Origin of the sequence: Anaerohalosphaera lusitana, from assembly GCF_002007645.1 — a bacterium.
Taxonomy (GTDB): Bacteria; Planctomycetota; Phycisphaerae; order Sedimentisphaerales; family Anaerohalosphaeraceae; genus Anaerohalosphaera; species Anaerohalosphaera lusitana.
Map to the genome: position 1 here is coordinate 401,841 of NZ_CP019791.1, position 12,032 is coordinate 413,872.

The 12,032-nt window shown below is 54.5% G+C and carries 10 protein-coding genes; 6 read left to right on the forward strand and 4 right to left on the reverse strand.

Features of this window, described 5'->3' with window-relative positions; translation table 11 throughout:
- Positions 1–23: 23 nt before the first annotated feature.
- Together ribD and ligA are read right to left on the reverse strand one after the other, a co-directional pair.
- Entirely contained in the window at positions 24–1,169 is a 1,146-nt protein-coding gene (gene ribD / locus STSP2_RS01780) for a bifunctional diaminohydroxyphosphoribosylaminopyrimidine deaminase/5-amino-6-(5-phosphoribosylamino)uracil reductase RibD (RefSeq protein ID WP_146659288.1), read from the reverse strand.
- A gap of 24 nt (positions 1,170–1,193) precedes the next feature.
- Entirely contained in the window at positions 1,194–3,245 is a 2,052-nt protein-coding gene (gene ligA, locus STSP2_RS01785) for an NAD-dependent DNA ligase LigA (RefSeq protein ID WP_146659295.1), read from the reverse strand.
- 260 nt (positions 3,246–3,505) lie between these two features.
- Between ligA and STSP2_RS01790 the strand changes: the two genes are divergently transcribed.
- Positions 3,506–4,945: a S8 family serine peptidase gene (locus tag STSP2_RS01790; protein WP_146659302.1), complete on the forward strand. Its 1,440-nt coding sequence runs from the start codon at positions 3,506–3,508 to the stop codon at positions 4,943–4,945.
- On the opposite strand, the gene STSP2_RS01795 is transcribed toward STSP2_RS01790, so the two are convergent.
- Together STSP2_RS01795 and STSP2_RS01800 are read right to left on the reverse strand one after the other, a co-directional pair.
- Positions 4,925–5,776, reverse strand: coding sequence for a hypothetical protein (locus tag STSP2_RS01795; RefSeq protein WP_146659306.1), 852 nt, complete (start codon positions 5,774–5,776; stop codon positions 4,925–4,927). The genes STSP2_RS01790 and STSP2_RS01795 overlap by 21 nt on opposite strands.
- Positions 5,777–5,833: 57 nt before the next feature.
- Positions 5,834–7,279: a sulfatase gene (locus STSP2_RS01800; RefSeq protein WP_205847962.1), complete on the reverse strand. Its 1,446-nt coding sequence runs from the start codon at positions 7,277–7,279 to the stop codon at positions 5,834–5,836.
- A gap of 384 nt (positions 7,280–7,663) precedes the next feature.
- Here STSP2_RS01800 and STSP2_RS01805 point away from each other — a divergent pair, with 384 nt between their 5' ends.
- The 5 genes from STSP2_RS01805 to STSP2_RS01825 all read left to right on the forward strand — a co-directional run bounded on the left by STSP2_RS01805 (position 7,664) and on the right by STSP2_RS01825 (position 12,025).
- Entirely contained in the window at positions 7,664–9,151 is a 1,488-nt protein-coding gene (locus STSP2_RS01805) for a putative Ig domain-containing protein (RefSeq protein ID WP_146659308.1), read from the forward strand.
- A gap of 281 nt (positions 9,152–9,432) precedes the next feature.
- Positions 9,433–9,921 carry a tRNA (N6-threonylcarbamoyladenosine(37)-N6)-methyltransferase TrmO gene (gene tsaA, locus STSP2_RS01810; RefSeq protein WP_146659310.1) on the forward strand — a complete coding sequence of 163 codons (489 nt, stop codon included), beginning with the start codon at positions 9,433–9,435 and terminating at the stop codon, positions 9,919–9,921.
- 45 nt (positions 9,922–9,966) lie between these two features.
- Positions 9,967–10,680, forward strand: coding sequence for a hypothetical protein (locus STSP2_RS01815; RefSeq protein ID WP_169852906.1), 714 nt, complete (start codon positions 9,967–9,969; stop codon positions 10,678–10,680).
- Positions 10,681–10,823: 143 nt separating this feature from the next.
- Entirely contained in the window at positions 10,824–11,339 is a 516-nt protein-coding gene (locus STSP2_RS01820; protein WP_169852907.1) for a hypothetical protein, read from the forward strand.
- Positions 11,333–12,025: a SoxR reducing system RseC family protein gene (locus STSP2_RS01825; protein WP_146659316.1), complete on the forward strand. Its 693-nt coding sequence runs from the start codon at positions 11,333–11,335 to the stop codon at positions 12,023–12,025. Before STSP2_RS01820 ends, STSP2_RS01825 begins: the two co-directional genes overlap by 7 nt.
- The last annotated feature ends 7 nt before the right edge of the window (positions 12,026–12,032 follow it).

Here is a 12,032-nt window from a genome sequence, read left to right on the forward strand (position 1 = left end):
TACTAAGGAGTGCGGCACAATTTCTAGATAGCACATATCGCCGATACAAGCGTGTCGTTCCCCAGTTTCCGCGTGTTCACATCCTTCAGCCGCAGCATGTCTGCGCTTTTTGTTACAGCCTTTGATATGTCTGCTGTGCCGGTGCGGCCGAGGATTTTTGGTGCTATGTAGATGTTCAGTTCGTTTGCCAGTTGTGCCTTCAAGAACGCCGCGTGGACCGTCGGGCCGCCCTCGACCAGCATCTGGGACATGCCCAGCTTGCCGAGCAGCTTCAGCACCGCCCCCAGGTCGCATTTGCCGTCCGCATCCGCCGTGACCTTCGCTACCTTCGCATGTGTTGCCTCCAGTTCGGCCAGCTTATCTGCCTTCTCCTTCGCCGCCTGTTCCGTGGTAATGATGATCGTTTCGTTATCGGCTGGCCTGAGCAGCTTGCTCTTCAACGGCGTACGCAATGACGAGTCCAGCACAACCCTGGCCGGATACCGTTCCAGCGCGGGCCGAGCCGTAAGCTCCGGATCGTCCGTTATCACCGTCCCCACTCCCACCAGCACCGCCTGACACCGTCGGCGCGTTTTATGCACATCCTTCCGTGACTGCGCATTCGTGATCCACTGCCCATGCGCCGCAGAATCGCGAAACGCACACTTGCCGTCGATCGACTGCGCCCACTTGCATATCACCCAAGGCCGCCCCGTCATGTGATAATGAAAGAACCACCAGTTCAGCGCCATCGCCTCATCCGCCAGCACACCCGTCGTCACTGACACCCCCGCCGATCGCAACGCCTTTATCCCGTTACCCGCCACATGCGGCGCATTGTCACGCACCGCAACCACCACTCGCGACACACCCGCCTCGATCAGTGCATCCGTACAAGGCGGTGTCTTGCCGTGATGACAGCAAGGCTCAAGCGTCACATACGCAGTCGCGCGTCGCACCGAGTTCTTCTTCGCATCCGCATCACTGAGAGCCTCCACCTCCGCGTGCGGCCCGCCGAACGCTTTGTGATATCCCCGGCCGATCACCTGCCCATGCTTGACAAGCACACATCCAACCGCCGGGTTAGGCTCGACCGAGCCAATACCGTTGCGTGCCAGATCCAGCGCCATCCGCATGAACCGGCTGTCTGCAGTCGTATGCTCGTCCTTATTATGTTCGTGTTTTGACATCCCGTATCTTTCCCATCGCACGTATCAGTCCAGCTCAATATCCGCCATCTCCGCGAATTCTCCCTCGCTGATCACGGACACACCAAGCTGCTGCGCCTTGTCATATTTGCTCCCCGGATTGTCGCCCGCAACCAGGTAGTCCGTATTCTTCGAAACCGACGACGACGCCTTCCCGCCGTTGTTCTTTATCGTCCGCTTTATATCGTCCCGCTTGAAGTGCGACAGCGTACCCGTCACCACAAACGTCTTGCCCTCCAGCTTGTTCGACTTCTTCTTAGGCCCCTTCGGCTTCACGCCTTCATCCAGCAGCTCGCGAATAACCTTGCGGTTCCCCTCGTCATGAAAATAGTCGTACACCGAATCCGCGATCACCGGCCCGATCTGATCTATCGCCTCCAGGTCCTCTCGCTTGATGTCCATTAGATTCTCGATCGACCCGAAATGATCCGCAAGAATTTCGGCGTTCTGCGTCCCTATGTTCGGAATACCCAACGCGGTAATAAACCGAAACAAAGGCCGCTCCTTCGACTCCTCGATACTGTCCAGCAGCCGCTCGATACTCTTGGCCCCCATCCGATCCAGCCGACCCAGCTTGAAATGGTCCAGCCGATAAATGTCTGCAAAATTCTCGATCAGCCGCTTGTCCAGGAGCTGGTCGATTATCTTCGGCCCCAGATGCTCTATATCCATCTGCGACCGCCCGACGAAATGTATAAATTCCTCACGCACCTTCGCCGGACACGATCCGTTCGGACAAACATACGTATGCGTCTGCTCGCCCTTCGCCGCCCGATCCTCTTCGGACCCGGACCGCTTCCGTTCGATCACCTTCACCTCCGTACCGCAGATCGGACACTCCTTCGGCGGCTTCACCTTTTCCGACCGCCCCTTCCGATCCGCGTTCGTCACCTCCACCACCTGCGGTATTATCTCGCCGGCCTTCTCGATCAGCACCTTGTCCCCCTCGCGCACATCCAGCCGCCGCACCTCGTCAAAATTATGCAGCGACGCCCGCGAAACCGTCGTCCCCGAAACATGCACCGGCTCCAGATGCGCCACCGGCGTCAGCGTGCCAGTCTTACCCACCTGCGTCTGCACCGACTTCACCGTGGTCTCCTTCCGCTCGGCCGGGAACTTGTACGCGATACACCACCGCGGCGCACGACCGGTCGCCCCAAGCCGATCCTGCTGATCGTACGAGTCCACCTTTATCACCATTCCGTCGATCTGATAATCCAGGTCAGTCTTTTTATCCGCCCACTTCTGCAGGAAATCTATCACGTCGTCGATATTGCCCACCCGCTTGGTACGCGGATCCACCGGCAGGCCGAAAGACTCGAGCTTCTTCAACGCCTCGTAATGCGTATCCGCCAACTCCGTAGACGTCTCACCGACAGAATACGCGAAGAACGCCAGGTTCCGCTTTGCCACCACCGACGGATCCAGCGTCTTGAGCGAACCGGCCGTAGCGTTCCGCGGATTCGCGAACGGAGGCTGTCCCTGCTCGTCGCGATACTCATTCAGTGCGGCAAACGACTTCTTCGGCATATACACCTCGCCGCGAACTTCCAGCACATCCGGTATATCATCGCTGTCGCTGAGCTTGAGCGGTATCGCGTGGATCGTCTTGACATTGCTCGTCACATCGTCGCCGGTCACGCCGTCGCCCCGCGTTGCGCCTCGCACCAGCATCCGATCCTCGTACCGCAGGCTCATCGCGACCCCGTCGATCTTCAGCTCGATCACATACGTATAGTCATCCGTCTCCAGCGCCTTTGCGACCCGCTTGTCGAAATTCCGCAGCTCGCCCTCATTATACGTGTTGTCGATACTCAGCATCGGCACCGAATGCCGCACATTGTCAAATCCTTCCACCGGCTCCCCGCCTACCCTCTGCGTGGGTGAATCCGGTGTGATCAGATCCGGCTGCTCCTCTTCCAGCTTCTGCAATTTATGAAACAGCTTGTCGTATTCCTGGTCGGATATCTCCGGGCTGTTCTCCACGTAGTAAAGCCGATCGTGATGACGTATCTCGTCCCGCAGCTTTTCGATCTTCTTTTTGACGTCCTCAGCCATGCTGCTTGCTCCCTTTTTCGCATTGCCATGGTGTTTTTCGGTTTTTTCTGGTCTTCACGGCAGCACTGTGCCGACCCTGTATTCTAACGCCGCAACTGCGTTTTATCCAGAGTCTTATGTGACAGATCGCGCACAGCGGGTTTGCGAGGCGGTAAAAAGCCTACTGATTTACTCTGGGTTATGCCCTAATAATGTGATAACATATGCTCGCGGATTATTTCTAAAGAGACGGAGACTTGCGGGAATCGGGAGACCGGGCCATGATAAAAAGGATTTGGATAGCAGCGGTTCTATTGATCTGTTCAGCGGTTCTCTGTCCTCATACGCTCGCTGCCGGTAAAGGCAAACCCGAATGGGTAAAAGGTGAGTTCATCGTGAAGTTCAAGCCCGGCATGGCGCGCTCACAGGTAAAGTCGATGACACATAAGCACGGCAGCGAGATTCTCGCTTCAAGCCGATTCTCCCGCTTCCAGCGGCTTAAGGTCCCGCAGGGTCGAACCGCCGCCCAGATGGTCGAGATATTCCGCAAACGCCCCGAAGTCGAATACGCAGAGCTGAACTATATCGCCCGTGCATTCGCCTCCCCAAACGACTCATACTACTATTTGCAGTGGAACTTCTCGGACCCTTACCGGGGCATTAACGCCGAAGCCGCCTGGGACATCACCGAAGGTGATCCCGGCACCATAGTCGCCGTTCTTGATTCGGGGGTCGCCTATGAAGACTACGGCTCGTTCCAGCAGGCACCGGATCTGGCCAGTACGTCATTCGTCTCGCCTTACGACTTCATCAACAACGACGCCCACGCAAACGACGACGACGGACACGGCACACATGTCGCAGGTACGATCGCTCAAAACACCAACAACTACAGCGGGGCCGCGGGCATCGCTTACGACTGCTCCATCATGCCGGTCAAGGTCCTCGACGACATCGGCGAGGGCACATACAGCGCGATCGCTGACGGAGTCTATCACGCCGCGAACAACGGCGCAAAGGTCATCAACATGAGCCTGGGCGGCAGCGGCTATTCTACAACTCTGCGAAACGCAGTCCAGTACGCATACAACAACGGCGTCACCATCGTTTGCGCAACCGGCAACGAATACAACGAAGGCAACCCCACCACATACCCGGCCGCCTACAACTCATACTGCATCGCCGTCGGAGCAACCCGCTACGACCGAACCCGCGCACCCTACAGCAACACCGGCAGCTACGTCGACCTCGTCGCACCAGGCGGGGACCTTGACGTCGACCAGAACAATGACGGCTACGGCGACGGCATACTGCAGCAGACATTCGCAGAAGGCGACCCGACCGACTTCGGATACTATTTCTACGACGGCACGAGCATGGCAACTCCCCACGTATCCGGCATCGCCGCAATGCTCATCTCACTCGGCATCACCGACCCCGACGACGTCCGCGAAGCACTCGAAAGCACCGCCCGCGATCTCGGCTCCACCGGCAAAGACAACCAGTACGGCTGGGGACTCGTCGACGCATACGCGGCCCTGGACTACTACCGAAGCATGGGCGACTTCAACGCAGACGGCTCATCGGACATGGACGACCTCGCCATGCTCATCGAAAACTGGCTCACCAGCGACGGCTACGCCGACATCACCCCCGAAACAGGCGACGGCATTGTAAACTTTCGAGACTTCGCAGTCTTCTCACAACTCTACGGAAGCTGACCCCGACGAATCGACAGCCCCTTTACCGGCCTTCTCATCTAGCTGCAGTATGGTTTTCAAATACCCTGCCGCTTCCCGGATCGAGTCCTGGCTGTAACCATGCTCATGTTTGTATGTAAAACCACCGGAGCACAAACCTTTTTCGTCCTCAAACAAATACCACAATATGGAAATATTTGGTCTATGAAACTTTGGGAAAATATACAGGTGATTACTTCCTTCTTCGATCAGTTTTACTTCTTTCCTTCGAATAAATATCCGAACTGATTCGTAAAGCACTGCGTTATACAATGCCTGCTCTGGACTGTCAGCTCTAATATCTTCTGTATCTATTGACATGCCTTTTAAGAAAAGAGATTCATCAGACTCTGATACTAATTTGCTGCGTACATGTACAAACCACTTTGGATCATAACTGACATCATAATTTTTAAGTTGTTCTTCGACCACTTCTATCAGAGCAGGCAGCGTGCCCTCTGCCGTCACGGAAAACCTGAACATATCGGAATCAAACGCATACATAAGGTCCCCGTTTTCTTCCTCAGGCTCCAATGGAACATTTAAGCTAATTTCCCTGAAAACCTCTGTCTCACTTTCCATAAGAGGGTCGGCTTTCAATCTGACTTTTATTTTCTCACTGGCAAATGATTTTGAGGGAACGTTATTCATCAATTCAGGATCGCTGAACTGCCTGTCTGATATCTCAAAGAAAATCGATGCGTCGAGCATATCATACAGCTTCTCACCAAAATTTTTACGCAAGGACAAACCTGCGATAATCCCGACAAGTATCACTAACGACAAATAGACAACTAACTGCAATTTCTTCATGACTCTTTCCGATGTATTACTCTAATTCTCAGTCGCCCTTTTCTCAGCCGCAGTTTACTAGACGGAAGTCTTGCGGAAGTATTCATTGACACCGAGAAACGCCGCCGGCGACCATGGCACATTCTTTTCGGGCAGATACTTTTTCAGCCGTGCCTTTACCTGCTCATATCCTTCCTTATCAGCCAGATTATGCCATTCATTGTCATCACTCTTATGGTCATAAAGCTCCTCGGACCCGTCCTCATAATGAATATAGCGATATCTCTCCGTCCTGACCGCATGATTGTTCCTGCCGTACGTCGTTACCGCCGCATAAGGCCAGTCACCCTCAGGATACCTCAGTAAAGGCGTAAGACTGTGCCCCTCGTTTTGTGAGTTGGCCGGCAGGTTCGCCAGGTCCAGCAGCGTCGGATAAATATCCAGCATCTGAACGGGTTTGCTGCACCTTTGGCCGCCTTTTCCTCCGGGATGCCGTATGATCAGCGGTGCACGCGTCGCCCGCTCCCATATGGAATGCTTTGCAAAACGGTTCTTCTCGCCCAGATGATAACCATGATCCGACCAGAGCACCACGATTGTATTGTCTCCATAATCACTGTTTTCCAGTGCATCAAGTATCTCACCGACATAATGATCCACAAAAGTTACACAAGCCAGATACGCCTGGATTATCTCCCTCCACTCATCGTTTTCTTTGGCCCATTCGGCAGTCGGCATCATCGGTACCTCGGCGATCCTGCGGCCAATCTCGGGCACGTCGTCCTGGTCGCCCGGCAGATATGCAGGCGTCTCGATCTCATCCAGCGGGTACATATCGAACCACTTTTGCGGTACGTGCCACGGTACATGCGGCCTCAAGAAACCCGCGATAAGCATGAAAGGCTTTTCGTGTTTTTGCTTGAGCTTGTCGATGGTCCATTTGGCGGTATGATAATCCGGCATCTGTTCATCTCTGGCCGGGAAGGCCCCCCAGTCGGTAACCGTGCCCTTACCTTTCCAGTTCATGGCTTCTTCAGGCATGGGACCGAATCCCTTCTTTCGCCCGCCCGAAACATCGAGCGTACCCCTGGGAACATGGTGATGAAATATCTTGCCGATGCCCATGGTCATGTAGCCGTTCTGCTGGAAATACTCGTGCAGATAAGTACATTTTCGTGTCGCATCGCTGGCGTTCCTGATCTTATTGTCGTATATCTGACCATAGATCCCGGTGGTCGAAGGCCGAAGCCCACTCATCAGGCTTGCACGCGAGGGCCCGCAGATAGGTGCCTGGCAGTGCGCATTGATGAACAGTGTTCCCTGCTCGGCCAGTCGATCGATATTGGGAGTTTTGACTTGCGGATGCCCCTTCATGCACCCGATCATGTCATTAAGATCATCGATGCAGATCATCAGTACGTTGGGTTGGCTTGGGTTGGCCTTGACCTGGCTGCTCAGACAGCCGCTTGCGGCAATAGCGGTCAGCGACAGACACGACTTCTTTAAGAACGCTCTTCTGTTCATATCCAAACTCCCTTAAAACATTGCAACATATGCGAAAGTCGCATTCGATCAGCTAACAGCTTGCTTGCGTTTTGACAGTTGCTCTGAATCTTGCGGGCAAGGAAACGAGGATGAGCCTGGCTATGCAAAAATGCGAACAACTGCCGCGGCTCACGTTCAGAATACCAGTTTATCAAGCATCAACTCAGGATACAAATGATTTTTTCATGACGTGAAATGTTCGTTGGCGTTGGCCCCATTTAATGGCTCAATGTTTCTTGCGGGCAGCAAACTGCTGAAAATATGGCCCTTAGAGTCGCGGAAAAAAGTTGTTGTCGCGACCGATGCGCATTATAAAGATACGTGTGGATAATCAGAATTATAATTTTTTTCGGAGTGTGAATTATGTACAGCAGAATCAGCGTAGCGGTACTGGGTTTAATTGCGATCTGTCTAACGGGCTGCGGTCATAAGGTCATGAGCAGAACTTCGCATCCCCTCTCGCCGAAGATCAACGCGCCTTACCGCGTCGGCATCCATCCGGGCACGCCCTTTATGCACGCGGTGGGAACCAGCGGCCCCGAACCAATGCACTACACCGCCGACGATCTGCCCGAGGGCCTGCGGATAGACCCGCAAACAGGCATCATCCGAGGCGTGATCGAAGATGCGGGAACCTACACCCCAACCATCACCGCCGAGAACAAGTACGGCCGAGCGACCCGACAGATCGAAATCGTCGCAGGCGACACCCTCGCCCTAACGCCCCCCATGGGCTGGATGACATGGAACAAGTTTCAGGGCGACATCTCCGAACAGCTCATCATGGAAATCGCCGACGCCATGGTCGAGACCGGCCTCCGCGACGCGGGCTACGAATACATCATCATCGACGACCTCTGGCAGGGCAAACGCGACGAAGACGGAAACATCCAGCCCGACCCCGAAAAGTTTCCGTCCGGCATAAAGAAGCTCGCCGACTACGTCCACGCTAAGGGCCTAAAGCTCGGCATCTATTCCGACGCTGCTGAGTGGACCTGCGCAGGCGCGATCGGCTCGCTCGGCTACGAACAGCAGGACGCCGACACCTTCGCCGAATGGGGCATCGACTACCTCAAGTATGACTACTGCCACGCACCCAAGGACGTCGAAACCGCAAAGAAACGCTACTCGAAGATCTCCGACGCACTCGACGCCACCGACCGCTCGATCGTCCTCGGCATCTGCGAATGGGGCCCGCGCAAGCCCTGGCTCTGGGGCCGTGAAGTCGGCGGCAACCTCTGGCGAACAACCTGGGACATCCGCGATACATGGGACGCAGGCAGCTACTCCGCGGGCTGCAACGGCATCGTCCAGACACTCGACCGCCACACAGACATCGCAGACCACGCGGGCCCGGGCGGATGGAACGACCCCGACATGCTCATCGTGGGCCTCTACGGCAAGGGCAAACCCTCCAACGCATGCGGCGCAAGCGGCTGTACCGACCGCGAATACCGCTCGCAGATGAGCCTGTGGTGCCTGCTTGCCGCACCGCTGACCATCTCTTGCGACGTCCGCGACATGACGCCCGAAACACGCTACATCCTAACCAACGACGAAGCCATCGCCATCGACCAGGACCCGCTCGGCGAACCCGCCCGCCGCGTTCACAAGGACGGGCCCATCGAGATATGGGCACGACCACTCGCAGACGGCTCATGGGCAGTGGGCCTGCTCAACAAGCATGACGAAGAAGCAAAAGACATAACGTTCGACTACGCAATGGTCGACCTGGAAGGCACTGCCGAAGTGCGCGACGTCTGGGCACACATGGACATGGGCGAATTCACAGATTCGTACACAGACAAAGTAGAACCCCACGAAACCAAACTCATCATAGTAAAACCATAAACTGACAAAACGCAATTTCCCAAAGCGGGTCCGCTCAACAACGGGCCCGCTTTTTCGATTTGTCAAGAATTATGAACAAACTAAGCAAAGGAGTATTCGCAACATCTTGCGGGACTCTCCAGCCGCATAATTTCACAGTTCGCCGAGAATGGACCCTCCGAAAAGTTCGTCGGAGGCTCGGCTGTTAAATTCTGCGGCGGCTCAATTGCATACTCGAATTTTCAAACCCGCACACGCCGACTTTTCTTGCATCAAACCCCTATCACGAGTAAAATACTCCCATGAATACGCAAAAGATACAAATTCAACCCATCGGCATAATACACAGCCCATTCAAACAGCTCCAGAACATGCCCATACAGCCCAAAGGCGCGCCCGACACCACGGGCACCATCGAGATCTTCGAGCAATACGCCCCCGGCTTGACCGACCTGGCAGGCTTCAGCCACATCTATCTGCTCTACCACTTCCACCACGCCCGCGAAACAAGGCTCCGCGTCACCCCGTTCATGGACACCGTCACACGAGGCGTATACTCCACCCGCGCACCCGTCCGTCCGAACCACATCGGCCTTTCTGTAGTCGAACTCCTCGAAGTCCAGCAAAACATCCTCACCATCAAAGGCGTCGACATCCTCGACGGCACACCGCTGATCGACATAAAACCATACATCGAAAAATTCGACCACCCCCAAAACACCCGCTCCGGCTGGATGAACCAGGACCAGAAAACAATAAATCAGAAACGCTCCGATAACCGATTCGTCTAGAGGGCGGCTTACTTGTATGCCGAAAGATAAAACATGCAAATAACTGTGCCGAAAATATTACAAGTTGAGCAATTCGATCCGGCCCAACTTGACGACCCGGTCGCTGCCCGCACCAGATGGAAAATGATCGGCAAGGGTGGATTCAACCTGCGACACTATCATTTCAAGGACGTTGGTACTAACCGCATGGAATTAAAACCCGGCATGCTGGCCTTAGCTTTCGAGGTGGTTTTCACTTGGGTGGGTGCGCTTATTATGATTGTAGGAGACTATGACTTCCGCTCACTGATAGCTATCGCCTGCGGTTTTCTGATGGGCTTTCTATTCGTGGCCGCCGAAAGAATCTATTACATCCTCTGGCCATCAGTATTCGACAAGACGAGCGGTTGGCATTATGAAGGTCGAAAAGCCTTGCACGCTGTCGCGACCATGCGCGACGAAGAGCGGGCAGGCGCAGTGCAGCTTTCCAGTATCCATGCCCTGCAGATGCTCGAAAACCGCCACAACTGGTGCCGTCAGTACGAACTCAATCTCGTCCTGCAGGACGGGCGGAGGGTCAGCATCGGCTGGTCCCGGCAAAAGGATCACGCCTGCAAAGCCGCCGACAAACTCGCCGACTTCCTAGAGGTCCCCGTCTGGAGCAACATTTCAGACACCGTAAGATCAATGCGAATCGCAGGAAGGGCAGTCGGGTCACTGAAACGAAGAATGGGATTGCGAAAGAATCTAAAATGTTCAAATGGCTTCGAAGGCAAATAGAGAAAGGTCGTCCGCGCCCCATCAATATTGATCCTGCGCAGTTCAACGATCCTGTCGCAATAAAGACAGGGTGGGAACCCGCCTATGACGGCCCTGCAGGCAATGTCAGAATATATACACTAGTGGCTCAGGATGCTCACAAGATGGTGTTCACAATGTCTGGAGCAAGTTATCTATTCTGGTTTGTATATTTTCTCGCAATAACCTCCCCTTTGATCTTTGGACTGACCAGCGATAACCTGAAGGGTGCTATACCAGTTATTGTAATATTTGCTATACCCTGCATCCTTTTGATCAGTGTTGGATTTTGGGCGTTTTGGTATTATTCTCGTCCGATGGTCTTTGATAAAAGATCCGGCCTTTACCACAGAGGCAAGCTGAAAAGTACTGCCTACGGCAAAAGGCAAAAGAAGGACGAGAAAGCGATCCCCCTCGATGACATTCACGCTCTGCAGATCATCCCTAAGCTCGTTCGGGATGAATCTGATTATTGCTACAATTATGAACTCAATATGGTACTCAAAAACGGTGACCGCAAAAACTTATTGAACGTCGACAGGTTGAAACATGTAATGCCGGAAGCCAACAGGCTGGCCAGTTTTCTTGAGATACCGGCGTGGAATGCCGTAACAGAAACCGAGGGAGACCCAAAATGCTAAAACAACTTTTCCGGAACCTTAAAAGACTCACCCAACACGAAACTCAGGTCGACCCATCCCGCTTCAACGACCCCGTCGCAATGCATACCAAGTGGACGCCGGCTAAAGGCGGCGGAACGAACATGTGCACCCATCGACTCACGACGATCGGCCCTAACCGTGTCGAGATCAAGTCCACAATCGGCGTAAAAATTTTCGCAGCCATATTTCTCATCATCGGCCTAGCAGTCGGTATCGGTGTCGGCATAGCCGGCGACGGCGAGGAACGATTGTTCGCTTTGATATTAGGCGGCATATTCGCTCTAACCGGAGCCGCACTGCTCTACTACTACTCCCGCCCCATAGTCTTCGACAAGACCGTCGGCTGGTTCTACAAAGGCAAAAAAGCCGGCCCCGACCTCCTACGCTCTTCCGCCGAACCACCCAAAGACGCCGCCCGCCTCTCCGACATCCACGCACTGCAGATCATTTCCGAATACTGCACCAGCCGCGGCAAAAACCACACCACGCACTACTACAGCTACGAACTCAACATCGTCCAAAAGGACGGCCGACGCATCAACGTCGTCGACCACGGCAAGCTCGACAAACTCACCGACGACGCCAACGCCCTCGCCGCATTTCTCGGCGTCCCCCTCTGGAACGCCGAACAGCAAGACGAATACGGCCTCGCAGGCATCGTGTAAATATTTA